The sequence below is a fragment of the Streptomyces sp. NPDC001135 genome (assembly GCF_053598395.1).
The window spans coordinates 279,039-302,532 of the sequence record NZ_JBSFKD010000003.1; the positions used below are offsets into that span (position 1 = coordinate 279,039).

The following is a 23,494-nucleotide window of genomic DNA, read 5'->3' on the forward strand; positions in this document are numbered from 1 at the left end:
TGTGACCTGGCCAAGCCCGCAACCCGATACAGGACCGGTATCACAACGTGCGGCGATGTGAAGGAGACGTGACGGGTGTCACTCCCTGGGGCAGGCGGCGTCACTTCTTGGAGTTGATGACCGCCTGCATGACGTTCTTCGCGATCGGGGCCGCCAGACCGCCACCGGAGATGTCGTCGCGGTTGGCGCTCTCGTCCTCGACGACCACGGCCACGGCGACCGGCGAGCTGCCGTCGGGCAGCTTGGCGTAGGAGATGAACCACGCGTACGGGTTGGCGCTGTTCGCCACACCGTGCTGCGCGGTACCGGTCTTGCCGCCCACGGTGACGTTCGGGATCTGCGCCCTCGTACCGGTGCCCTGCTTGACGACCGTCTCCATCATGTCCTGCAGGATCTGCGCGTTGGCCGGCGACAGCGGCCGGCTCATCTCCTTCGGCTCGGTCTTCTCGACCGGTTCGAGGTTGGACTGCAGCGAGTCGACCATGTACGGCTTCATCAGCTTGCCGTCGTTGGCGACCGCCGAGGCGACCATGGCCATCTGCAGCGGGGTCGCGGCGGTGTTGTACTGGCCGATGGAGGACAGCGCGGTCTGCGACTGGTTCATGTTGTCGGAGAACGTCGACGCGTAGGCGCGGACCGGGATGAACTGCTCGGAGTCGAAGCCGAACTTCTTCGCCTCCTCCAGCATCTTGTCGTTGCCGAGGTCGGAGCCGATCTTGCCGAAGACCGAGTTGCAGGACCAGCGCAGCGCCTCCTTCAGCGAGGCGTTCCTGCAGGGGATGTTGCCCTCGTTCTTCAGCGGGGTGGTGGTGCCCGGCATGATCCACGGCAGCGGCGAGTTCGTCTGCTCGGTGTCCGACTTGTACAGCCCGTTCTCCAGCGCCGCCGCCGCGGTGACCACCTTGAAGGTGGAGCCCGGCGGGTAGGTCTCGCGCAGCGCCCGGTTCAGCATCGGGTCGGCCGGGTTGTTCTTCTTCTGGAGCTTGTTCCAGGCCTTGGCGTCGCTGTCCGAGTAGCCCGCGAAGGACGAGGGGTCGTACGACGGGTAGGAGGCCAGCGCCAGGATCTTGCCGGTGGAGGGCTCCAGGGCGACGACCGCGCCCTTGCCGCCCTGCCGGGACAGCCCGTCGAACGCCGCCTTCTGCGCGGCCGCGTTCAGCGTGGTGACGACGTTGCCGCCCTGCTGCTGCTTGCCGGTGACCATGTCCAGCGTCTTGCGGAAGAAGAGCCGGTCGTCGTTGCCGGTGAGGATGCCGTCCTCGACGCCCTCGAGGAAGCTGCTTTGGAAGGCCTGCGAGGAGTAACCGGTGACCGGGGCCCACATGGGCCCGTCCTTGTAGGTGCGCTTGTACTTGAAGTCGCCGTGCTTGGTCTCGACCGAGCCGGTTATGGGGTCGCCGTCGACGATGATGTCGCCCCGCTGATGGGCGTATCGCTCGATGTTCACGCGGCGGTTGTCCGGGTCGGCGCGCAGTTTGTCGGCCTGGACGTACTGAAGCCAGTTGTCGCGGATCAACAACGCCAGGACGAGGAGTCCGCAGAAGATCGCGATTCGGCGCAGTGGCTTGTTCACATCCGGCCTTTCCACAAGCTAACAGGTGCGCCTGTTGCTTCAGTCTCTCGGTGCCGATGGTCCTGGCGCTCATCCTTGGCCGCCCACAGTTTAGAGGCAGCGGCTGTGTGTCCCGGGCGGCCCTTCCCCATCGACTGATCAGGAGACGCACCGGCGGCGTGACGGGTTCCGGAAACGACGGACGGCTTCCGGTTCCGGCAGGTGCCGGTCCCGGAAGCCGTCCGTCAGGAACGCGCCGAGGGGCCGTTCAGCACTTCGGCGGGTTGCCGCTGGCCACGTTGAAGTAGTAGTCGGACGTGTAGCCCCAGACGTTCGCGCTGGAGCTGTTGTCCTTCACGTACCACCAGATGTTGTCGCCGTAGACGCCCTCACCGCGGACCCAGCACTTCACGAAGGCGCCGTCGCCCTTGTAGGCGTGGTCCACGACCGGCATGTCCGTGCTCGGTCCCTTGCGGATCTTGACGTTGTCCGTGTTCCAGCTGCCCCCGTACGCCCCGGCGGCCTGCGCGCTCGTGGCGCTGGTCACCGTGAACAGCGCGGCGCCGAGCGCGGCGGCTGCGCCCACCGCGACGCGCTTGCCGCGCGTACCCATGCGAAGCATGAGATCCCCCAATGTGTCGGTCGTCTCGTCCCGTGATCACGGGACGGGGATGGTCGACCGTCACTCTAGTGGGTGACCCGCAGCACAACGATCTTGATGGGGGTGATCAGGATCACTCGACGGGACCGGCGCCGCCGGGGCGGACCACCTGGGTCATCTCGGCGTCGGGGTTCGTCGCGGGGGTGGGCGCCGGGCGGCGGGCCGTGTCGCTGATCCGGATCAGGATTCCGATCAGCGCCCAGTTGGCCAGCACGGAGGAACCGCCGTAGGCGACGAACGGCATCGTCATACCGGTCAGCGGGATGAGGCCCATCACACCACCGGCCACGACGAACACCTGCAGGGCGAAGGCGCCGGACAGGCCGACCGCGAGCAGCTTGCCGAACGGGTCGCGGGCGGCGAGGGCGGTGCGCAGACCGCGCTCCACGATCAGGCCGTAGATCAGCAGCATCGCCATGATGCCCGCCAGGCCCAGTTCCTCACCGAAGGTCGCGAAGACGAAGTCGGAGTTCGCGGCGAACTTGATCAGGTCCGAGTGGCCCTGGCCCCAGCCGGTACCCAGGGTGCCGCCGGAGCCGAACGCCCACAGGGACTGCTGCAGCTGGTCGGAGTGGATGAAGCCGTCGTGGGTGATCTGGCGGCTGAGCTGGTACTCGCGCATCGGGTCGAGCCAGGCCTGCACACGCGTCTTGATGTGCGACTCGAAGCTCGCCACGCCGACCGCGCCGACCGCGGACATCAGCAGACCGAAGACGATCCAGCTGGTCCGCTCGGTGGCGACGTACAGCATGATCACGAACATGCCGAAGAACAGCAGCGAGGTGCCGAGGTCGGTCTCGAAGACCAGGATGAGGATCGAGATCGCCCAGACGACCAGGATCGGGCCGAGGTCGCGGCCTCGCGGCAGGTACAGGCCCATGAAGCGGCGGCTGGCGAGGGCCAGCGCGTCGCGCTTGACCATCAGGTAGCCGGCGAAGAAGACCGCGAGGACGATCTTGGCGAACTCACCGGGCTGGAGGGAGCCCAGACCGGGAACCCGGATCCAGATCTTGGCGCCGTAGATGTCGGCCCCGAGGCCCGGCACCAGCGGCAGGATCAGCAGGACCAGGGCGCAGAACATCGAGATGTAGGTGTACCGCTGCAGGACCCGGTGGTCCTTCAGGAAGATCAGCACCGCGGCGAACAGGGCAATGCCCAGGGCGCTGTACAGCAGCTGGCGGGGCGCCGCCGGGGCGTAGCCCTTCAGCGACTGCAGCAGCTTCGACTGGTCCAGCCGCCAGATCACGACGAGCCCGAGCCCGTTGAGCAGGGTCGCCAGCGGCAGCAGCAGCGGGTCGGCGTACGGCGCGAACTTGCGCACGGCGAGATGGGCGACGCCGGCCAGCAGGCCGAGGCCGAGGCCGTACTCCAGCAGCCCGGCGGGCACCTTGCTGCTGATGGCCAGGCCCACGTTGGCGTAGGCGAACACCGGGATGGCCACGGCGAAGACCAGCAGGGCCAGCTCGGTGTTGCGGCGGCTCGGCGCACCGATGGCGCCGATCGTGGACGTGTGGTGCGTCGGTGAGTTAGTCGTACTGCTCATCGTGTGATGGGGCCTCTCGCGGCTCGGCTACTGCTTGCCGCACTGATCGACGACCTTCTTCTCATCCTCGGAGAGGCTGGGGCCGGGATTCGGAGTGGGGGACGTGGACGGGGGCTTCGTCGGCGATGCCTGGGGCGTCTTGGACGCCGTACCCGTCGACGGGTGCGGCGTCGGTGATGCCTTGGACGTGAAGGCGGTACGGGTGGTTCCCGTGGTGCCTCCGGCCTCGCCCTGACCCGTCTTCGCGTTCCGCTCGGACTCGGCGGCCTGGCGCTCCGCGTGCTTCCTGCACGCGGAGGCCTGCACGGACAGTGCCTCGATCTTCGCCTGGGCCTGCTGCAGACCGCCCGCGGTGATCGTGGCCTTCACCTGCTTCTGCTGGTAGGGCGGCAGGTACTTGAGTTCGATCTCCGGATGGTCCTTCTCCACCTTCGACAGCGACACCCAGGCCAGGTCCTGGCTGATCCCCCGGTACAGCGCCACGTGCTCGCCCTTGGCGCCGACGTAGTACTGCGTCTGCGTCCAGCGGTAACCGCCGTAGAGGCCACCACCGATGACGGCGAGGGCCAGGACGCCGTAGAGGGATCTCTTCAGCCACCTGCGCCCGCCGCGCGGCTTGGTGAAGTCGCCGTCGGCGTAGTCGCCGAAGCCGCCGTCCGGGACGTACCCGGTGGTGTCGCCGGAGCCGGGCGGGCCGAACTCGCCGCCGCCGTGCCCGTGGTGCTGCCGGCCCAGGTGGGAGGCGCGGCCGGCCGGGGTCTGCATGATGCCGTTGTCGTGCAGGTGGTGCTGGTTCTCGGCGACCGCACCGACCACGACCGGCTGGTCGGACAGCTGCCCGGCCATGGTGTCGCCGGTGTCCAGGTCGAGGACGTCGGCGACGATGACGGTGATGTTGTCGGGGCCGCCGCCGCGCAGCGCGAGCTGGATCAGCTCCTGCACGGTCTCCTGCGGACCCTGGTAGCTGGCGAGGGTCTCCTCGATCGTCTGGTGGGAGACGACGGTGGACAGCCCGTCGGAGCAGATCAGATAGCGGTCGCCGGCCCGGACCTCGCGGATCGACAGGTCGGGCTCGACGTGGTCGCTGCTGCCGACGGCACGCATGAGGAGCGACCGCTGCGGATGGGTGGTCGCCTCCTCCTCGGTGATCCGGCCCTCGTCGACGAGCCGCTGCACCCAGGTGTGGTCCTGGGTGATCTGGGTGAGGACGCCGTCCCGCAGCAGATAGGCCCGCGAGTCACCGACGTGCACCAGACCGAGCCGCTGCCCGGTCCACAGCAGCGCGGTCAGGGTCGTCCCCATGCCTTCGAGCTGGGGGTCCTCCGCGACCATGGCGCGCAGCTGGTCGTTGGCGTGCTGCACGGCCGTGCCGAGGGAGGTGAGGATGTCGGAGCCCGGCACGTCGTCGTCGAGCGTGACCAGGGTGGAGATCACCTCGGAGGAGGCGACCTCGCCGGCGGCCTGGCCGCCCATGCCGTCGGCGATCGCGAGCAGCCGCGGACCGGCGTAACCGGAGTCCTCGTTGTGCCCGCGGATCATGCCTTCGTGCGATCCGGCGGCAAAGCGCAGTGACAGACTCATGCGCACCTCGCCCGTCGGCTCCGAATGCAGCCGGTCGTGTCGAGCCACACTGCCCACCCTCCGGTCGGGAGCGCGCCGGAGACCAGGGTGCGGCCTGCCGCTGCGTGCTCGCTCCGCTCGCTCATTGTCGTACTACTTCCGCAGCTCGATGACGGTCTTGCCGATGCGGATCGGCGCGCCCAGCGGGATCGGCGTGGGAGTCGTCAGCCGGGACCGGTCCAGGTAGGTGCCGTTGGTGGAGCCGAGATCCTCGACGATCCACTGACCGTCGCGGTCCGGATAGATCCTGGCATGGCGGCTGGAGGCGTAGTCGTCGTCCAGCACGATCGTGGAGTCGTGTGCCCGGCCCAGGGTGATCGTCTGGCCCTGCAACGCGACCGTGGTACCGGTCAGTGTGCCTTCCGTCACGACCAGCTTGCTGGGGGCGTTGCGACCGCGCCGGCCGCCGCCCTGCTGGCCGCGCTGCTGGCCTCGCTGCTGCGGGGGCGCGGCGGCCTGCTGCCGGGGCGCCTGCTGCTGGCGCCCGGCCTCCCTACGCGATCCGCGCTGGGTGACGCGCGTACCGAACAGGTCGCTCCGGATGACCTGCACGGCCACGATCACGAACAGCCACAGTACGGCCAGGAAACCCAGCCGCATGACCGTGAGGGTCAGCTCTGACATTGCCCCCGCTTCACCCTTCGGCTTGCCTATAGATAACGGTGGTGCTGCCCACGACGATCCGCGAGCCGTCGCGGAGCGTAGCGCGGGTGGTGTGCTGCCCGTCCACCACGATGCCGTTGGTGGAGCCGAGATCCTGGATCGTCGAGGGCGTTCCGGTCCGGATCTCGCAGTGCCGGCGGGAGACGCCGGGGTCGTCGATCCGCACGTCGGCGTCGGTGCTGCGGCCCATCACCAGTGTCGCGCGGGAGATCTGGTGGCGGGTGCCGTTGATCTCGATCCAGTAGCGGGGGTGCCCGCCGCTCATCGGGGCGGCCGCGGGCCGCTGGGTGGCGGGCTGGGGGTAGCCGTAGCCGCCGGGGCGGGCGCCGGGCGGCGGCGCGGACGGCATCGGGGGCGCGCCGGCGGGCGCACCCGGCGGGTAGCCCTGGCCGCCGGCCGGGCCGCCCTGCGCCGGGCGGCCGGGGGCCGGGGCCGCGGGGGCCTGCTGGCTGCTGGAGGAGGCGAGGGTGCGCGAGCGCACCCGGTACAGGCCGGTGTCCAGGTCGTCGGCCTTCTCCAGGTTGACCTTGATGGGGCCCATGAAGGTGTAACGCTGCTGCTTGGCGTAGTCGCGCACCATGCCGGCCAGCTCGTCACCGAGCTGCCCGGAGTACGGGCTGAGGCGCTCGTAGTCCGGCGCGCTCAGCTCCACGATGAAGTCGTTGGGTACGACGGTCCGGTCGCGGTTCCAGATCGTGGCGTTGTTGTCGCACTCGCGCTGGAGCGCGCCGGCGATCTCCACGGGCTGCACCTCGGACTTGAAGACCTTGGCGAAGGTGCCGTTCACCAGACCTTCGAGACGCTGCTCGAACTTCTTCAGGACTCCCATGGGGCACCTCCTCCGTCCCTGCCGTTGCCTTGCCCTGCTGTGTGCGCTGCCTTGCCCGGTTGTGCTGGTACTGCTCACTGATCGTATCTACGCGCCCGGCAATCAGCCGGTTCCCCCAGCGACTGCCCTCCGAACTCCCGGCACGCACTCCTGCTGCCATGGATCGTAGAGGCGGGCGAAGACCAGTGTCCCGCACCCGGCTGTGGACCCGGCCCGCCTCCTGGGGAGATGCCCGGGACCGGTACGAGGTTGATACGTGAATCACGTCTCCCTGAGACGTGGGCGGGGGCGAGGGCGGCGTCTGCGGCGGGTGCGAGGGCCGGGGCCGGGATGGCGGGCCCGGGACGGCGGAGGACGGGATGGTGGAGATGCGGTTGCGGGAGGCCGGGGGTGTGCCGGAGGGCGCGGTGCCGCCGGGCGGGGGGCCGGGAAGGGATGTGAACCCACCCCGTACGACGTGCTAATGTTCTGGATGTCGGAAGGGGCCAGCCCGAAAGGGCCGGGACCGGAAGACACACCCAATGCGCGGGTGGCGGAATAGGCAGACGCGCTGGATTCAGGTTCCAGTGCCCGCAAGGGCGTGGGGGTTCAACTCCCCCCTCGCGCACAGAGAGGCTACGGGCCCATCGTGAAAACGGTGGGCCCGTAGTCGTATCTGTGCCCGCATGTACGACCCGTGGCCGTATGTCCCGCCTCCCCTGATGTGAGGAAGCTCTCCCGGTGACCTGCCGTCGGCACCGGATGGTCCATCGGCACCGGGTTGTCCACAGGACGCTGTCCACAGCTCGTCGTCCACAGGGCCTGACGCGTTCCGGACGCCGGTTGTACGGTCTGCACGAGTTGATGTTCGTGCCGAAGGGCGTGCGGGGGAGGCGGTCGCGGTGACCGGAACCGGTGGGGAAACGATCACGGACGCGCGCCGGCTGCCGCGGGTGCGCGGATTCGCCCAGTGGCCGCGGCAGGGCTCACCCAAGGAGGAGGGCAGGGCGCTGCGGACGAGCGTGCCGCGCACCGCGCACCGCACGCTCGACCTGGACGCATCCCGCCCCGACGCGGTGACCGCGGTCACCGAGTCCAACGCCGGCCGGATCCCGGAACTGACCCCCATCCGCGTCGGGCGGATGGCGGCCACCCCGTTCGCCTTCCTGCGCGGCTCGGCCGGACTCATGGCCCACGACCTGGCCCGCACGCCCATGACCGGCATCGGCACCCAGATATGCGGAGACGCGCACGCGGCCAACTTCGGCCTGTACGGCGACGCCCGCGGCGGCCTCGTCATCGACCTGAACGACTTCGACGAGACCGTGCACGGCCCCTGGGAATGGGACCTCAAGCGGCTCGCGGCCTCACTGGTCCTCGCCGGGCGGGAGGCCGGCGCCGACGAGGACACCTGCCGCGCGGCCGCACGGGACGCGGTCGGCGCCTACCGCCGCACCATGCGGCTGCTGGCCAAGCTGCCCGTCCTCGACGCGTGGAACGCCATCGCCGACGAGGAACTGGTCTCCCACACCGACGCCCACGACCTGCTCGGCACCCTGCAGCGCGTCTCGGAGAAGGCCCGCGCCAACACCAGCGGCCGGTTCGCGGCGAAGTCCACCGAGACGGCGGCGGACGGCGGACGCCGGTTCGTGGACGCCTCACCGGTCCTGCGCCGCATCCCCGACGCCGAGGCCCACGCCGTCGCCGCGTCCCTGGAGGAGTACCTGACGACCCTCTCCGAGGACCGGCACCCCCTGCTCGCCCGGCACGCGGTGCACGACGTGGCCTTCCGGGTCGTCGGCACCGGCAGCGTCGGCACCCGGTCCTACGTCGTGCTGCTCCTCGACCACCGTGAGCAGCCGCTGGTGCTCCAGGTGAAGGAGGCCCGGCCCTCCGCGCTCCTCCCGCACCTGGCCACGGCCGGGTTCGAGGCGCCGCCGGTGCGGCACGAGGGCCGCCGGGTGGTCCTCGGCCAGAAGCGCATGCAGGTCGTCAGCGACATCCTGCTCGGCTGGACCACCGTCGAGGGGCGCCCCTTCCAGGTGCGCCAGTTCCGCAACCGCAAGGGCAGCGTGGACCCCGCCGCCCTCGCCGCCGACCAGGTCGACGACTACGGCCGCATGACCGGCGCCCTGCTGGCCCGCGCCCACTCCCACAGCGCCGACCCACGGCTGATCGCCGGGTACTGCGGCAAGAACGAGGAACTGGACGAGGCGACAGCCGCCTTCGCCGTCACCTACGCCGACCGCACGGAGGCGGACCACAGCGAACTGGTCAAGGCGATCCGGGACGGGCGGATCGCGGCTGAGCTGGGAGTCTGAGGCCTGACCGGGGGACTCGGCGGCGGAACCACCTCTCCCCATGGGGCCCGGAGCCGTATCGCCTACCCTGGTCGCGTGACGACCCCGGAAGCCGAGCAGGCCCCGCGGCCCGAGGAACGGCTCGAGCAGGCCGTGCGGGCCGCCGAGCAGGCGTTGATCGAGTACGAGATCGCCGTCGAGACGTTCCGTGTCGAGGTCGAGAACTTCTCCCGGCTGCACGAACAGAGACTCGGCCCGCTCTACGCCCGCATCGAGGAGCTGGACGCCGAGATCGCCGAGGCGAAGGCCGCCCGCACCGGTGACCCGGAGGACATCCGCCGCGCCGAGGAGGCCCGCGCCCGGGTGATGCCGATCCCCGGCGTGGAGGAACTGCTGCACGGCTGGATGGACGGCAACGGCCTGTTCCCGGAAGCCGCCGCCATGCTGACCGACCAGGCCGTACGCCCCCCGCAGCGGGTGCGGCCCAGCGAGGAGGCCCGCAAGCTCTACCGCGAGCTGGCCCGCAAGTCCCACCCCGACCTCGCCCAGGAGGAAGAGGAACGCCGCCGGCGTGAGGAATTCCTCACCCGCCTCAACGCCGCCTACGCCCGCGGTGACGAGGCACTGCTGAAGGAGCTGGCCGAGGAATGGGCGGCCGGCCCGGTACCGCCCGAGCGGCGCCCGAGCCCCGCCGAGGAGCTGTACGCCCGCCTCGAATGGCTCGCCCAGCGCAAGGAGCTGCTCACCCTTGTCGCCCGCGAACTGGAGGAGGGCGCGATCGCCGGCATGCTCCGGCTCGCCCCGGACGATCCCGACGGGCTGCTCGAGGAGATCGCCGGCAGGCTGCGCGCCGACATCGCCCAGCGGGAGACGGAACTGGCGGCCCTGCAGGGGCAGGCCTGAGCCCACCGTGGTTCCGGTCGACCGCGGGACCTTCGGGTAGCGTCGGGGACATGAACTTCGCAGCTCGTGTGCCCACGGTCGAGATCACGGACCTCAAGGACGGTGACTTCCTGCTGGACGTCCGCGAGGACGACGAGTGGCAGGCGGGCCACGCCGAGGGAGCACTGCACATCCCGATCAGCGAGTTCGTGGCCCGCTACGGCGAGCTGACCGCCACCGCCCCGCAGGACGGCCGCGTCCACGTCATCTGCCGCTCCGGCGGCCGCTCGGCGCAGGTCACCATGTATCTGGTCCAGCAGGGCATCGACGCGGTGAACGTCGACGGCGGCATGCAGGTCTGGCAGGCCGCGGGCCGCCCGGTGATCACGGACGACGGCCGGCCCGGCTTCGTGCTGTAGCCCGCCTCGGCTGCGGGCCCGGGTTCGTGTGGCAGGCCGTTTCGGCGGTCCGGGGCCGCGCGGTCAGCTCAGCGGGTGGGCGGCCAGCAGGTCCCCGAGCCTCTCCTCGTGCGCCGCCGCGGGGCCGAGTGCCAGCTCCAGGTGCTTGGCCCAGGCGTGATAGCGGTGCAACGGGTAGTCGGTGTCGGCACCGAACCCGCCGTGCAGATGCTGCGCCGTCTGCACCACCCGGCGTACCCCCTCCGCCGCCCAGATCTTCGCCACCGCGACGTCCCCGGCCGCGGGCAGCGCCCCCGGGGCCCCGGAGGCGATCCGCCAGGCGGCCTGCCAGAGCGTGGCCTCCATGGCGCGCAGATCGATGTACCGGTCCGCGGCCTGCACGGCCACCGCCTGGAAGGTCGCGATCGGATACCCGAACTGCTCCCGCTTGCCGGTGTACTCGGAGGTCATGCGCAGCACCCGCTCGCCCAGACCGAGCGCCAGCGCACAGGTGCCGGTGGCCAGCAGCGCGTGCAGCCACTCCCAGGCGCCGTCGGCCTCGATGACCTCGCCCGTCCCGATCCGTACCGACGCGAGCCGCAACTCGGCCAGCCGCTCCCCGCTGGTGGACACCTGCTCGGCGAGGACCACCCCCTCCCGCTCGCGCGGTACCAGCGCGAGGACGGTCCGGTCGGCGGCCGTGCCCTCGACGTGGGCCGGTACGACGACGAGGTCCGCGTCGTACGCCCACGGCACCGCCGTCTGCACCCCGTCCAGCACCCAGGCCGAGCCCTCCCGCCGCGCACCGACGGCCCGTTCGGCCGGGTCGTGGCCGCTGCGGCCGTTCGCCGCGACGGTCAGCACCAGCTCACCGCGTCCGGCCCGGGCCAGCAGGCGTTCCGTCAACTGCGCCCCGCCGTAGGCCTGTACGGTCGCTGCCGCCGCGCTGTGCTCCAGCAGCGGCACCCGGGCGAGGACCTTGGCGGCCTCACGCAGCACCAGGCACAGCGCGATCGCGTCCAGCCCGGAACCGCCGTGTGCCTCGTCGAGCAGCAGACTCAGCAGGTCCGCCTCGGCCAGCCGGGACCACAGCTCCCGGTCGAAACCCTCGGCCACGGCACCGGTGGTGAGCGCCGGACTGGGCACCGCGTCCGGTGCCACGCCGGCGAACACCCCGCGCGCCGCCTCGGCCGCCGCCCTCTGCTCCTCGGTGAAGGTGAAGTCCACGGCCTGTCCCTCCGACGGTGCGGTCATCTGACGGGGCGTCAAGATAGAACAGCTTCTAGGAGAAGGGAACGGTGCGGAGTCGCTGTGTTCCTGGGGGCCCTCCCTCCCCCTCCCCCCCGCCCCACCCCATCCGAGTCGGCCCCGTGCAGGCCTCAGCGGTCGAAGTCCAGCTCCACCCGCTCCGTCAGCGGATGCGACTGGCAGGCCAGGACGTATCCGGCTTCCGTCTCTTCCGCCTCCAGCGCGAAGTTGCGGTCCATGCGGACCTCGCCGGAGACCAGGAACGCACGGCACGTCCCGCACACCCCGCCCTTACAGGCGTAGGGCGCGTCGGAGCGGTTGCGCAGGACCGTCTCCAGCAGGGACTCGCCCTCCCGCACCGGCCAGGTGCCACCGCGTCCGTCGAGCCGGGCGGTGACCGTGCTGTGGGCGGGTGTCCGGGCGGCGGCGGCCGGCGGCGAACCCGCGTCCACATGGAAGATCTCCTGGTGGATACGGGACCGGTCCACGCCCAGTTCGCGCAGCGCCTTCTCCGCACCCTGCACCAGCCCGAACGGCCCGCACAGGAACCAGCCCGCGACCTCGCCGACCGGCAGCAGCGCGGGCAGCAGCCCGGTGAGCCGCTCCCGGTCGAGCCGGCCGGACGGCAGTCCCGCCTGCTGCTCCTCGCGGGACAGCACGGTCACCAGCTGAAGCCGCTCGGGGTAGCGGTCCTTCAGGTCGGCGACCTCCTCCAGGAACATCGTCGAGGCGGCCGTGCGGTCGCTGCGTATCAGACAGAACCGGGACGCCGGCTCGCGTGCCAGCAGGGTGGCGATGATGGACAGGACCGGGGTGATGCCGCTGCCGCCGACGACCGCCGCGTACAGCCCCGGCGCCGGTTCCAGGGTGAAGCGGCCGGCCGGGGTCATCACCTCCAGCTCGTCGCCGACGTTGATCTCCTTCAGCGCGTAGGCGGAGAAGGCCCCTCCTTCCACCAGCCGCACGCCGACTCTCAGGCTGTCCGGGCCGGCGCCGGCCGGGTCGGGCGCGGGGGAGCAGATCGAGTACGTGCGCCGGATCTCGGTGCCGTCGACCTGTCGGCGCAGCGCCAGGTGCTGGCCGGCCGTGTGCCGGTACTGCTCGCGCAGTCCGGGTGGGACGGTGAAGGTCAGGGCGACGGAGTCGTCGGTGATCCGGTCGACCGCGGCCACCGGGAGCGGGTGGAAGCGTGCCATCACAACTCCTTGAAGTGGTCGAACGGTTCGCGGCAGGCGAGGCAGCGGCGCAGGGCCTTGCACGCGGTGGAGGAGAATCTGCTCAGCAGCTCGGTGTCGGCGGATCCGCAGTGCGGGCAGCGGACCGGTTCGGCCTGTGTCGCGTGTGTGCGCGTCGGGCCGAGGGTCAGCGGGACCGGGCCGGAGGCGCTGGATGCGCGTGGGGGAGCGATGCCGAACTCGCGGAGTTTGGCGCGTCCTTCAGCGCTGATGTCGTCGGTCGTCCAGGCCGGTGCGAGCACCGTGCGGACCCTGACCTCGCGCATGCCGTGGGCCCGCAGTACCCGTTCGATGTCCGCGCTCATCGCCTCGATGGCGGGGCAGCCGGTGTAGGTGGGGGTCAGATCGACCTCGACCGTGTCGCTGCCGAGGAGGCGTACCGCGCGCACCACGCCCAGCTCCTGGAGCGTGAGCACCGGCAGTTCGGGGTCGGGCACCGAGCCGGCCAGCTCCAGCAGCTCCGCTTCCAGGGCGGTGGCGGTCACCATGACGCCCCCGGGTGGCTGCGGTGCAGATGCTGCATCTCGGCGAGCATCCGTCCGAACGGCTCGGTGTGCAGGCCCTGCCGGCCGGCCCCGGCCGACCAGGCGCCGGCGCGGGGGCCCTCGGGGAGGGGGAGGGTCGCACGGGTGAGGACGTCTGTGACGGACTCCTGCCAGCGTGCGTCCAGGCCGGCCCAGTCGGCGTCGAGGCCTGCCACCGGCTGGAACGGCTCACCGGTGAACTTCCACAGCGCCTCGCATGCGCGGCGCATCCGCTCGTGGCTGGTCTCCGTGCCGTCACCGAGGCGGAGCGTCCACTGCTCGGCGTGGTCGCGGTGGTAGGCGACCTCCTTGACCGCCTTCGCGGCGAGGGGGGCGAACGGGCCGTCTCCTGCGGCCAGTTCGGCGTAGAGCAGGTGCTGGTAGGTGGAGAAGTACAGCTGGCGGGCGATCGTGTGGGCGAAGTCGCCGTTCGGCTGTTCGACCAGCTGGAGGTTGCGGAAGGCCCGCTCCTCGCGCAGGTAGGCCAGTTCGTCCTCGTCGCCGGCCAGGGACAGCAGCAGGCGGGCCTGCCCGAGCAGGTCGAGGGCGATGTTGGCGAGGGCGACCTCCTCCTCCAGGACGGGGGCGTGACCGGCCCACTCCCCCAGCCGGTGGGAGAGCACCAGGGCGTCGTCGCCGAGGGCGAGCGCGGCGGTCACCGGGACGGTGGCGGGGCCGGTGGCGGTCACAGGTGCTTCACCCCTTCGGGGATCTCGTAGAAGGTCGGGTGCCGGTACGGCTTGTCGGCGGCCGGTTCGAAGAACGGGTCCTTCTCGTCCGGCGAGGACGCGGTGATCGCGGCGGCCGGGACGACCCAGATCGAAACGCCTTCACCGCGGCGGGTGTACAGGTCGCGGGCGTTGCGCAGGGCCAGCTCCGCGTCGGGGGCGTGCAGGCTGCCGGCGTGGGTGTGGGAGAGGCCGCGCCGGGAGCGCACGAAGACCTCCCACAGGGGCCAGTCGGTGGTGCTCATGCTCGCTCCGCTCCTGTCTCGTGTCCTGCCTCACCGGTGCCGTCCGTGCCGCCGGTGTGTTTGGCCGCGTAGGCGGCGGCCGCTTCCCGCACCCATGCGCCCTCGGTGTGGGCGCGTCGGCGCTGGGTGATCCGCTGTTCGTTGCACGGGCCGTTGCCCTTGAGGACCTGCCAGAACTCCGTCCAGTCGATCGGGCCGAAGTCGTAGTGCCCGCGCTCCTCGTTCCACCGCAGGTCCGGGTCGGGGAGGGTGAGGCCCAGGGACTCGGCCTGGGGGACGCAGATGTCGACGAAGCGCTGGCGCAGCTCGTCGTTGGAGTGGCGCTTGATCTTCCATTCCATCGACTGCGCCGAGTGCTGGGACTCGTCGTCGGGCGGGCCGAACATCATCAGCGAGGGCCACCACCAGCGGTCGACGGCGTCCTGTGCCATCGCGTGCTGTTCCGGGGTGCCCTTGGCGAGGGCCAGCAGCAGCTCGTAGCCCTGGCGCTGGTGGAAGGACTCCTCCTTGCAGATCCGCACCATCGCGCGGGCGTACGGGCCGTAGGAGCAGCGGCACAGCGGTACCTGGTTGGTGATCGCGGCGCCGTCCACCAGCCAGCCGATCGCGCCGACGTCGGCCCAGGTCAGCGTCGGGTAGTTGAAGATCGAGGAGTACTTCTGGCGGCCGCTGTGCAGCTTGTCGAGCAGCTCGTCGCGGCTGGTGCCGAGGGTCTCGGCCGCGCTGTACAGGTACAGGCCGTGACCGGCTTCGTCCTGGACCTTGGCCATCAGGATCGCCTTGCGGCGCAGGGAGGGCGCGCGAGTGATCCAGTTGGCCTCCGGCTGCATGCCGATGATCTCGGAGTGGGCGTGCTGCGCGATCTGCCGGACCAGCGTCGCGCGGTAGGCGTCGGGCATCCAGTCGCGGGGTTCGATGCGTTCGTCTGCGGCCACGGCCGCGTCGAAGGCGTGCTGGTAGGCCGCCGTGTCGACGGTGTCCGGTGCGCTGTCCGCCTCCGTACGGGCCGTGCGCTGCGCGGCTGCTGTGGCCATGCGGTCCCCCTGACCTCGGGCTCTTCGGTGAACCTGTCCCGACCGATCGTTCGGTCCGTGCGGAATCAATGGTGTGCCGGGGCGGTGTGGGGTGTCAACCGCTGTGGAAAACTCGGTGGACGGCCTGTGGACAAGGAAGTGGCAGAGCGGGTACGGCCCGGCGCCCGAGCCGTACGGCGTGGCGAGGACCACGGCCGGGGGCCCCTACCCGGGGCTGCGCCCGGTGGCCGGGGCTGAGTACCGTTCCGTGGACGCCGAGAGCGGCGTACGTGAATCATGGGGCGTTCGTGGCGGGCGCCGCATCACGGAGCTGGACCACTGAGCCGAACGACTGAGCCGAAACGGGGACGGGGCGGAATGGACGCGTACGACGAGGATCCGGGGGCCCGACCCGGGCCCAGCGGGCCGGCGGGGGCGCGTGTCCCGGAGAAACCCCCGGCCGACGCCGACTTCCCGGCCGACGCAGACGCCCCGGCTGACGTCAACGCCCCGGAGGACGCGGACGCGGCGGATCGTGAGGATGCCGCCGCGGACGACGACTCCCGCGACGCGGACGGCGCGCCGCCGGCCCCGGTGGGGCGGGGAGGGCGAGCGGTCGGAGGAGCTGTGCCTTCCCAAGAGGCCCGCGGGAACCGGGGACCTCGGCAGGCCCGGGCAGCGCAGAAAGACCTTCAGGAAGACCTCCGGGCCATATCGGCCACGCCGACCACATCAGCCACATCAGCCACATCAGCCACTACGCCAGCCACACCAGCCGCGCCGGCCACATCAGCCGCGCCGGCCACATCAGCCGCGCCGGCCTCGGCGGTCGCGACGGCTCCGACGGACGAGCCCGGTATGCCCGCGCCCCCCGCCCCAGGGGACGAGTCCGACGTCACTCCGCCGCCCTCCGCCCCCCGTACCGGCGTAGCCGCTCTCTCCCCCCGCTACCAGGTCGCCGCGGCGCTGGCGCTCGCGGTGGTCGGTGTCGCCGCCTGCGTGCATCTGCTGATGGTGTTTCTCAGCCTTGCCCCCGCGAACACGGTCACCAAGCAGCACGGCAAGGCGGTGGAGCAGTGGGTGTACCCGGAGTTCGAGCAGAACTGGAAGCTGTTCGCCCCCAACCCGCTGCAGCAGAACATCGCCGTCCAGGCGCGGGCCGAGGTGCGGATGAAGGACGGCAGCCTGCGCACCACCGGCTGGACCGACCTGTCCGCCCAGGACGGTGCCGCCATCGACGGCAACCCGGTGCCCAGTCACACCCAGCAGAACGAGCTGCGCCGCGCCTGGGACTTCTTCGTCGCCACGCACACCGCCGACAACCGTCCCGTCGGCATGCGCGGTTCCCTCTCCGAGCAGTACGTGCGCCGGATCGTCGTGATGCGCCTGTACCGGACCGATCCGATCAGCCGGGACGGCGTCATCCAGCGGGTGCAGGTCCGTTCCGGCACCACCAACGTGCAGCCGCCCGCCTGGAGCCGTGAGCGGGTGTCCGACAAACCGGTCTACCGCGTGGTGCCCTGGTGGACGGTGACCGCCGAAGAGGCCGCCGGAGGTGTGCGGTGAACCAGTTCTCCCTGAGCCTGTCGCGCGGGATCGCCCGTGTGACCGGGGCGGCCCTGGGGCCGTACCAGAGTGCCGTGATCCGTATCGGCTTCGCCGGGACCTGGCTGCTGTTCCTGCTGCGCGAGTTCCCCCACCGCCAGGAGCTGTACGGCCCGGCCGGGCCGTGGGGCTGGAACCTCGCCAAGGAGCTGACCGCCGACAACCACGCCTTCACGACCCTGCTGTGGTCGGAGGGGCAACTGTGGTTCGAGTGCTGCTACGCGCTGGCGGTCCTCGCCAGTGCGGCGCTGCTGCTCGGCTGGCGCACCCGGACGGCGTCCGTGCTGTTCATGGTGGGTGTGCTGTCGCTGCAGAACCGCAGCGTCTTCGTCGGTGACGGCGGCGACAACGTCCTGCACCTGATGTCCCTGTATCTCGTGTTCACGCGGTGTGGACAGGTGTGGTCACTGGACGCACGGCGGGTGGCGCGCGCCGGGGCGGCACGCGCGCGTGGGGAGCGGGTTTCCGCCGACCGGTTGGGGCCGGCGCTGTGGGCAGTGCTCGGCCTGGCGCTGCTCCTGGCGACGTTCACCGGCCGCTTCGACAACGGCTGGCTGATCCCGGCGCTGCTGTGGACGGCCTGGGCCGTGCTCGGCCTGTGGTGGGCCGTCGGCCGCTGGGCGAAGTCCCCCGAGCCGCGGATGCTGCTGGACGTCGTCGCCAACGTCCTGCACAACGGCGCGCTGTTCGTGATCATGGCGGAGGCCTGTCTGATCTACGCGACGGCCGGCTGGTACAAGATCCAGGGCTCGCGCTGGCAGGACGGCACCGCCGTCTACTACCCCCTCCACCTGGACTACTTCTCGCCCTGGCCCGGACTCGCCGACCTGATGTCCTCCAGCGGGACGATCATGTTGGTCGCCGCCTACGGCACGGTCATGGTGCAGGTCGCCTTCCCCTTCACCCTGTTCAACCGGCGGGTCAAGAACGTCCTGCTGGTGGTGATGATGCTCGAGCACGCGGTGATCGCAGTCGTCCTCGGGCTGCCGTTCTTCTCGCTGGCGATGATCACCGCGGACGCGGTCTTCCTGCCCACACCGTTCCTGCGCCGGCTGGGTGCGCTGGTGGCACGCGGGCGTGCGCGGATCGTCCGGCGTGGCGACCGTACGGTGCCCGCGCCCCGCACCTCCCCCGAAGCGACGCCTGAAGAGACGTCCGAAGCGACACTCGAAGAGACGCCTGAGGGAAGCGCGCAGGGCCGACGGGGGCCTGCCCGTGCGAGCGCGGCCGAGGGTGGGGGAGGGTTCACGGCATGACCGACCCGCTGACCCGCTGGCGCGCGCACGCCGGTGCCGCCGTGCTGCTCGACGGCTTCCATGCCCTCAAGCACGCGCTGCGCTTCGGGGCCGAGATCCCGGTGGCGGTCACCACCGACCGGCGGGCCGCGCTCGCCCTCGCCGGGGAACTGGCCGAAGACGTACGGGAGGCGCTGGACGCGCTGCTCACGGAGGTGTCCGCGCAGACGTACGCCTCCCTCGTCCCGCGGCCCCACCCGACCGGCGTGGCCGCGCTCGCCGTACGGCCGTCACGCGAGGACAACCTGCGCGCGCTGGCCCGCACGCCGCGCACCGCCCCGGTCGTGGTCCTGGACAACCCCCGCAACCTGGGCAACGCCGGGGCCGTGATCCGGCTGGCCGCCGGTTTCGGGGCGACCGGGGTGGTCACCACGGGCACGCTCGACCCCTGGCATCCCACGGTGGTCCGCGGCGGCGCCGGCCTGCACTTCGCGACCGCCGTGGAACGCCTCGGCGTCGACGAGTTGCCGGCCGGCCCCCTGTTCGCGCTCGACCCGGAGGGCGAGGACATCCGGGGCACCGAGCTGCCCGACGACGCCGTGCTGGCGTTCGGCTCGGAGCGCAGCGGACTGTCGGCCGAGCTGCGCGCGCGTGCCGACCATCTGCTGGCCCTGCCGATGCGCCCCCAGGTCTCCAGCTACAACCTCGCCACCAGCGTGGCGATGACGCTGTACCACTGGAGCGCCACCGGGGGCGCGGTCCCGGCTCCCTAGGCCTCCCGGCGCACCTCGACGACCCGGAACCGGTTCGCCACGAACGCGCCGTCGCACAGTGCGGCGTTCGCCGCCGGGTTGCCGCCCGAGCCGTGGAAGTCGGAGAACGCCGCCGTCTGGTTGACGTACACCCCGCCGGTCAGGTTGAGCGACAGCTGGGCCGCCTCCTGCAGGCACACCTCCTCGACGGCCTGCTCGACCTCGGGGTCGGTGGTGTAGGCGCCGACCGTCATCGCGCCCTTCTCGCGGACCGTGCGGCGCAGCAGCTCCACCGCGTCGGTCACCGAGTCGACGGCCACGGCGAAGGAGACCGGGCCGAAGCACTCGCTCATGTAGGCGGCCTCGTCGTCCGGCTTGGCGCCGTCCAGCTTGACGAGAACGGGCGTGCGGACCACCGCGTCCGGGAACTCCGGGTTGGTGATCTCCCGGGAGGCGAGGGCGACTTCACCGAGGCCGGCGGCGGCTTCCAGGCGGGCCTTGACGTCGGGGTTGACGATGGCGCCCAGCAGCGCGTTCGCGCGCGTGTCGTCGCCGAGGAGGCCGTCGACCGCGCGGGCGATGTCGGCGCTGACCTCGTCGAAGGTCTTGGCGCCCTGCTCGGTCCGGATGCCGTCCCGGGGGATCAGCAGGTTCTGCGGGGTGGTGCACATCTGGCCGCTGTACAGGGACAGCGAGAACGCCAGGTTGGACAGCATGCCCTTGTAGTTGTCCGTGGAGTGCACGATCACCGTGTTGACGCCGGCCTTCTCGGTGTAGACCTGCGCCTGGCGGGCGTTGGCCTCCAGCCAGTCGCCGAAGGACGTCGACCCGGTGTAGTCGATGATCCGGATCTCGGGGCGGGTGGCGAGGGTCTTGGCGATGCCCTCGCCGGGGCGCTCGGCGGCCAGCGCGACCAGGTTCGGGTCGAAGCCGGCCGCGGCGAGCACGTCCCGGGCCACCTGCACGGTCAGCGCGAGCGGCAGCACCGCGCGCGGGTGCGGCTTGACCAGGACCGCGTTGCCGGTCGCCAGGGAGGCGAACAGGCCCGGGTAGCCGTTCCAGGTCGGGAAGGTGTTGCAGCCGATGACCAGGCCGATGCCGCGCGGCACCGGGGTGAACTGCTTGCTGAGGACGAGCGGGTCGCGCTTGCCCTGGGGCTTGTTCCACTCCGCCGTCCCGGGCGTGCGGACCTGCTCCGCGTACGCGTACGCCACCGCCTCCAGGCCGCGGTCCTGGGCGTGCGGGCCGCCCGCCTGGAACGCCATCATGAACGCCTGGCCGCTGGTGTGCATGACCGCGTGCGCGAACTCGTGCGTCCGGTCGCTGATCCGCTTGAGGATCTCCACACAGACCGCGGCCCGCAGCTCGGCGCCCGCGTCCCGCCAGGCCCGCTGCCCGGCCTTCATCGCCGGCAGCAGGGTGTCGATGTCCGCGTGCGGGTAGGTCACGCCCAGCTCGATGCCGTACGGCGAGACCTCACCGCCCACCCAGTCGTCCGTGCCGGGCTGGCCGAGGTCGAGGCGGGTGTTCAGCAGGGCGTCGAAGGCGGCCTTGCCCGCCGCCGCGTCCAGGCTGCCGTTCTCGCCGTAGGCCTTGGGATGCTCGGGGTGCGGGGACCAGTACGCGCGCGTACGGATCGCTTCCAGCGCCTGGTCAAGGGTGGGCCGGTGCTTGGCGATCAGCTCGTCGGTGGGCAGTTCGGCGGTGGCCATGCGGGACCAACTCCTCGTCTGGAGAACTCTTCGTCGAGTTCGTCGACCTGGCAGAAAGAGCAGCGGGATCGGGCGGTCAGAGCTAGAGTAACCGAACGATCGGTCGGGACAAGGGGGTCCGCCGCATCTGTGGAAAACGTCGTGCGGGAGGATCGCGCACATGACAGCACTCGACCTCAGCAGCCCCGTGGCCGTCGTCGGCACCGGCACCATGGGCCAGGGCATCGCCCAGGTCGCGCTGGTCGCCGGCCACCCGGTGCGGCTGTACGACGCCGTCGCCGGGCGCGCCCGGGACGCGGCCGCAGCGATCGGCGCCCGCCTCGACCGGCTCGTGGCGAAGGGACAGCTCACCGGCGCCGACCGGGACGCGGCCCGCGCCCGCCTCGATCCGGCGGAGAGCCTCGCGGAGCTGGCGGACTGCGGCCTGGTCGTCGAGGCCGTCCTGGAGCGGCTGGACGTCAAACAGCAGCTCTTCGGCGAACTGGAGGAGATCGTCGCCGAGGACTGCCTGCTGGCCACCAACACCTCCTCGCTGTCGGTGACCGCCATCGGCGGCGCCCTGCGCCATCCCGGCCGCTTCGCGGGCCTGCACTTCTTCAACCCGGCGCCGCTCCTGCCGCTGGTCGAGGTCGTCTCCGGGTTCGCCACCGACGTCACGTCGGCCACGCGCGCGTACGAGACCGCCCGCGCCTGGGGCAAGACCCCGGTGGCCTGCGCCGACACCCCGGGTTTCATCGTCAACCGGATCGCCCGGCCGTTCTACGCCGAGGCCTTCGCGGTCTACGAGGCCCAGGCCGCCGACCCGGCCACCATCGACGCGGTCCTGCGCGGGTCCGGCGGCTTCAGGATGGGCGCCTTCGAGCTGACCGACCTGATCGGGCAGGACGTCAACGAGTCCGTGACCCACTCCGTGTGGCAGGCCTTCTTCCAGGACGTGCGCTTCACCCCGTCCCTGGCCCAGCGCCGGCTGGTGGAGTCCGGCCGCCTCGGCCGCAAGACCGGGCACGGCTGGTACGACCACGCCGAAGGCGCCGAGCGCCCCGAGCCGCACACCGCCGACAAGGAGCAGCCGCCCGCGTACGTCGTCGCCGAGGGCGGCCTCGGCCCCGCGGCCGAACTGCTCACGCTGATCCGCGAGGCGGGAATCCAGGTCCGCGAGGAGGACGAGGACAACGGCACCCGCCTGGTGCTGCCGAGCGGTGGCCAGCTGGTCCTGGCCGACGGGCAGACCTGTGTCGAGTTCCGGGACGTCGTCCAGTTCGACCTCGCCCTGGACTACCGCGCGGCCACCCGGGTCGCGCTGTCCGCGTCCTCCGACACCTCGCCGCGGACCCTGGCCGAGGCCACCGGCCTCTTCCAGGCCCTCGGCAAGGACGTCAGCGTCATCGGCGACGTCCCCGGCATGATCGTCGCCCGTACGGTCGCCCGGATCATCGACCTCGCCCATGACGCCGTCGCCAAGGGTGTGGCCACCGAGGAGGACGTCGACACGGCCATGCGCCTCGGGGTGAACTACCCGCTCGGCCCGTTCGAGTGGGACCGCCGGCTCGGCCGCGAGTTCGCCTTCGACGTCCTGGACGAGATGCACGAGCGCGACCCCTCCGGACGTTACGCACCCTCCCTCGCGCTCTACCGCCACGCGTACGCCATCGACGACAAGCGGGAGGGCACCTCATGACCACGGCCAGGCGCGACACGTACACCCCCGAGACGCTGCTCTCCGTGGCCGTGCAGGTCTTCAACGAGCGCGGCTACGACGGCACCTCCATGGAGCACCTGTCCAAGGCGGCCGGCATCTCCAAGTCCTCGATCTACCACCACGTCAGTGGCAAGGAAGAGCTGCTGCGCCGGGCGGTCAGCCGCGCCCTGGACGGTCTGTTCGCCATCCTGGCGGAGGAGCACGCGTGCGTGGGGCGCCCCGTCGACCGGCTGGAACACGTCGTGCGGCGCATGGTCGAGGTGCTCATAGGCGAGCTGCCGTACGTGACGCTGCTGCTGCGGGTGCGCGGCAACACCGCCACCGAGCGGTGGGCGCTGGAGCGGCGCCGCGACTTCGACCACCGGGTCGCGGAACTGCTGAAGGCGGCTGCGGCCGACGGGGACGTACGCGGCGACGTCGAGGTCCGTCTGGCCACCCGGCTGGTCTTCGGAATGATCAACTCGATCGTGGAGTGGTACCGGCCGGACCCGCGGGGCGCCGGCGACCGAGAGGTGGCCGACGCGGTGGTCCGGCTGGCCTTCACGGGCCTGGGCCGGGACTGACCCTCACCCGTCGGGCTCCAGGTCCTCCTCCTCGAACACCAGCAGCGTGCGGGTGCTGAGCACCTCGGGGATCGCCTGGAGCCGGGTGAGGACCAGCTCGCGCAGCGCCCGGTTGTCGGGCGTGTGCACCAGCAGCAGGACGTCGAAGTCGCCGCCCACGAGGGCGATGTGGGAGGCGCCGGGCAGCTGTCTGAGCTGCTCGCGGACCGTGCGCCAGGTGTTCTGGACGATCTTCAGCGTGATGTACGCCGACGTGCCGTGACCCGCCCGCTCGTGGTCCACGCGCGCGCTGAACCCGCGGATGACGCCGTCCTCCACGAGCCGGTTGATACGCGCGTAGGCGTTGGCGCGTGAGACGTGGACGCGTTCGGCGACGGAACGTATCGAGGCACGGCCGTCCGCCTGGAGGATCTTCAGGATGTCCTGGTCGATGGCGTCCAGTGGACGGGGCGGCAGCGGGGCGCCGTCCTGCGGCCCGTCGGCCATTTGTTCAGCTGACATTGCCCCC

At 71.3% G+C, this 23,494-nt stretch carries 23 protein-coding genes and 1 tRNA gene; 10 read left to right on the forward strand and 14 right to left on the reverse strand.

Features of this window, described 5'->3' with window-relative positions:
* Positions 1 to 100: 100 nt before the first annotated feature.
* From ACWC94_RS06545 to ACWC94_RS06570, 6 genes are all read right to left on the reverse strand, one after another.
* The gene (locus tag ACWC94_RS06545; protein ID WP_450795254.1) at positions 101 to 1,573 is read right to left on the reverse strand and encodes a peptidoglycan D,D-transpeptidase FtsI family protein; all 1,473 of its coding nucleotides are present in this window, start codon (positions 1,571 to 1,573) and stop codon (positions 101 to 103) included.
* Positions 1,574 to 1,820: 247 nt separating this feature from the next.
* Positions 1,821 to 2,165: a hypothetical protein gene (locus ACWC94_RS06550; protein ID WP_450795255.1), complete on the reverse strand. Its 345-nt coding sequence runs from the start codon at positions 2,163 to 2,165 to the stop codon at positions 1,821 to 1,823.
* A 121-nt stretch (positions 2,166 to 2,286) separates the two neighbouring features.
* On the reverse strand, positions 2,287 to 3,756 hold the full coding sequence (locus ACWC94_RS06555; RefSeq protein ID WP_450795256.1) for an FtsW/RodA/SpoVE family cell cycle protein: 1,470 nt from the start codon (positions 3,754 to 3,756) through the stop codon (positions 2,287 to 2,289).
* Between the two features lie 27 nt (positions 3,757 to 3,783).
* A complete protein-coding gene (locus tag ACWC94_RS06560) occupies positions 3,784 to 5,337 on the reverse strand; it encodes a Stp1/IreP family PP2C-type Ser/Thr phosphatase (RefSeq protein WP_450795257.1) in 1,554 nt (517 codons plus the stop codon).
* A gap of 132 nt (positions 5,338 to 5,469) precedes the next feature.
* Entirely contained in the window at positions 5,470 to 6,000 is a 531-nt protein-coding gene (locus ACWC94_RS06565) for an FHA domain-containing protein FhaB/FipA (protein WP_450795258.1), read from the reverse strand.
* Positions 6,001 to 6,010: 10 nt separating this feature from the next.
* On the reverse strand, positions 6,011 to 6,868 hold the full coding sequence (locus ACWC94_RS06570) for an FhaA domain-containing protein (RefSeq protein WP_450795259.1): 858 nt from the start codon (positions 6,866 to 6,868) through the stop codon (positions 6,011 to 6,013).
* Positions 6,869 to 7,391: 523 nt separating this feature from the next.
* Here ACWC94_RS06570 and ACWC94_RS06575 point away from each other — a divergent pair.
* The 4 genes from ACWC94_RS06575 (at position 7,392) to ACWC94_RS06590 (ending at position 10,448) form a co-directional block, all read left to right on the forward strand.
* Positions 7,392 to 7,475 (forward strand) — tRNA-Leu (locus ACWC94_RS06575).
* 274 nt (positions 7,476 to 7,749) lie between these two features.
* Positions 7,750 to 9,168 carry a DUF2252 domain-containing protein gene (locus tag ACWC94_RS06580; RefSeq protein ID WP_450795260.1) on the forward strand — a complete coding sequence of 473 codons (1,419 nt, stop codon included), beginning with the start codon at positions 7,750 to 7,752 and terminating at the stop codon, positions 9,166 to 9,168.
* Positions 9,169 to 9,243: 75 nt separating this feature from the next.
* Positions 9,244 to 10,050 carry a hypothetical protein gene (locus ACWC94_RS06585; RefSeq protein ID WP_450795261.1) on the forward strand — a complete coding sequence of 269 codons (807 nt, stop codon included), beginning with the start codon at positions 9,244 to 9,246 and terminating at the stop codon, positions 10,048 to 10,050.
* Between the two features lie 68 nt (positions 10,051 to 10,118).
* Positions 10,119 to 10,448: a rhodanese-like domain-containing protein gene (locus ACWC94_RS06590; RefSeq protein ID WP_450795348.1), complete on the forward strand. Its 330-nt coding sequence runs from the start codon at positions 10,119 to 10,121 to the stop codon at positions 10,446 to 10,448.
* A 63-nt stretch (positions 10,449 to 10,511) separates the two neighbouring features.
* Here ACWC94_RS06590 and ACWC94_RS06595 read toward each other — a convergent pair whose 3' ends face one another.
* The 6 genes from ACWC94_RS06595 to paaA all read right to left on the reverse strand — a co-directional run bounded on the left by ACWC94_RS06595 (position 10,512) and on the right by paaA (position 15,441).
* Positions 10,512 to 11,654 carry an acyl-CoA dehydrogenase family protein gene (locus ACWC94_RS06595; RefSeq protein WP_450795349.1) on the reverse strand — a complete coding sequence of 381 codons (1,143 nt, stop codon included), beginning with the start codon at positions 11,652 to 11,654 and terminating at the stop codon, positions 10,512 to 10,514.
* Positions 11,655 to 11,806: 152 nt separating this feature from the next.
* The gene (locus tag ACWC94_RS06600; RefSeq protein WP_450795262.1) at positions 11,807 to 12,871 is read right to left on the reverse strand and encodes a 2Fe-2S iron-sulfur cluster-binding protein; all 1,065 of its coding nucleotides are present in this window, start codon (positions 12,869 to 12,871) and stop codon (positions 11,807 to 11,809) included.
* On the reverse strand, positions 12,871 to 13,398 hold the full coding sequence (paaD, locus tag ACWC94_RS06605) for a 1,2-phenylacetyl-CoA epoxidase subunit PaaD (RefSeq protein WP_450795263.1): 528 nt from the start codon (positions 13,396 to 13,398) through the stop codon (positions 12,871 to 12,873). Before paaD ends, ACWC94_RS06600 begins: the two co-directional genes overlap by 1 nt.
* Entirely contained in the window at positions 13,392 to 14,123 is a 732-nt protein-coding gene (gene paaC / locus ACWC94_RS06610; protein WP_450795264.1) for a 1,2-phenylacetyl-CoA epoxidase subunit PaaC, read from the reverse strand. The genes paaD and paaC overlap by 7 nt, the downstream gene beginning before the upstream one ends.
* The gene (paaB, locus tag ACWC94_RS06615; RefSeq protein ID WP_014673816.1) at positions 14,120 to 14,407 is read right to left on the reverse strand and encodes a 1,2-phenylacetyl-CoA epoxidase subunit PaaB; all 288 of its coding nucleotides are present in this window, start codon (positions 14,405 to 14,407) and stop codon (positions 14,120 to 14,122) included. The genes paaC and paaB overlap by 4 nt, the downstream gene beginning before the upstream one ends.
* Positions 14,404 to 15,441, reverse strand: a complete 1,038-nt coding sequence (gene paaA, locus ACWC94_RS06620) for a 1,2-phenylacetyl-CoA epoxidase subunit PaaA (RefSeq protein ID WP_450795265.1) — start codon at positions 15,439 to 15,441, stop codon at positions 14,404 to 14,406. Before paaA ends, paaB begins: the two co-directional genes overlap by 4 nt.
* A 103-nt stretch (positions 15,442 to 15,544) precedes the next feature.
* Between paaA and ACWC94_RS06625 the strand changes: the two genes are divergently transcribed.
* The 4 genes from ACWC94_RS06625 (at position 15,545) to ACWC94_RS06640 (ending at position 19,033) form a co-directional block, all read left to right on the forward strand.
* Positions 15,545 to 15,763 carry a hypothetical protein gene (locus tag ACWC94_RS06625; RefSeq protein WP_450795266.1) on the forward strand — a complete coding sequence of 73 codons (219 nt, stop codon included), beginning with the start codon at positions 15,545 to 15,547 and terminating at the stop codon, positions 15,761 to 15,763.
* A 515-nt stretch (positions 15,764 to 16,278) separates the two neighbouring features.
* Positions 16,279 to 16,986 (forward strand): DUF5819 family protein, encoded by a 708-nt coding sequence (locus ACWC94_RS06630; protein WP_450795267.1) that lies wholly within the window; start codon positions 16,279 to 16,281, stop codon positions 16,984 to 16,986.
* Positions 16,983 to 18,281: an HTTM domain-containing protein gene (locus ACWC94_RS06635; RefSeq protein WP_450795268.1), complete on the forward strand. Its 1,299-nt coding sequence runs from the start codon at positions 16,983 to 16,985 to the stop codon at positions 18,279 to 18,281. Before ACWC94_RS06630 ends, ACWC94_RS06635 begins: the two co-directional genes overlap by 4 nt.
* Positions 18,278 to 19,033: a TrmH family RNA methyltransferase gene (locus tag ACWC94_RS06640; protein WP_450795269.1), complete on the forward strand. Its 756-nt coding sequence runs from the start codon at positions 18,278 to 18,280 to the stop codon at positions 19,031 to 19,033. Before ACWC94_RS06635 ends, ACWC94_RS06640 begins: the two co-directional genes overlap by 4 nt.
* Here ACWC94_RS06640 and paaN read toward each other — a convergent pair.
* Positions 19,030 to 20,724, reverse strand: coding sequence for a phenylacetic acid degradation protein PaaN (gene paaN / locus ACWC94_RS06645; RefSeq protein WP_450795270.1), 1,695 nt, complete (start codon positions 20,722 to 20,724; stop codon positions 19,030 to 19,032). The genes ACWC94_RS06640 and paaN overlap by 4 nt on opposite strands.
* A 160-nt stretch (positions 20,725 to 20,884) precedes the next feature.
* Between paaN and ACWC94_RS06650 the strand changes: the two genes are divergently transcribed.
* Together ACWC94_RS06650 and ACWC94_RS06655 are read left to right on the forward strand one after the other, a co-directional pair.
* On the forward strand, positions 20,885 to 22,402 hold the full coding sequence (locus tag ACWC94_RS06650) for a 3-hydroxyacyl-CoA dehydrogenase (RefSeq protein WP_450795271.1): 1,518 nt from the start codon (positions 20,885 to 20,887) through the stop codon (positions 22,400 to 22,402).
* The gene (locus tag ACWC94_RS06655) at positions 22,399 to 22,986 is read left to right on the forward strand and encodes a TetR/AcrR family transcriptional regulator (RefSeq protein ID WP_450795272.1); all 588 of its coding nucleotides are present in this window, start codon (positions 22,399 to 22,401) and stop codon (positions 22,984 to 22,986) included. Before ACWC94_RS06650 ends, ACWC94_RS06655 begins: the two co-directional genes overlap by 4 nt.
* A gap of 3 nt (positions 22,987 to 22,989) precedes the next feature.
* On the opposite strand, the gene ACWC94_RS06660 is transcribed toward ACWC94_RS06655, so the two are convergent.
* Positions 22,990 to 23,487 carry an Lrp/AsnC family transcriptional regulator gene (locus ACWC94_RS06660; RefSeq protein ID WP_450795273.1) on the reverse strand — a complete coding sequence of 166 codons (498 nt, stop codon included), beginning with the start codon at positions 23,485 to 23,487 and terminating at the stop codon, positions 22,990 to 22,992.
* Positions 23,488 to 23,494: the final 7 nt, after the last annotated feature.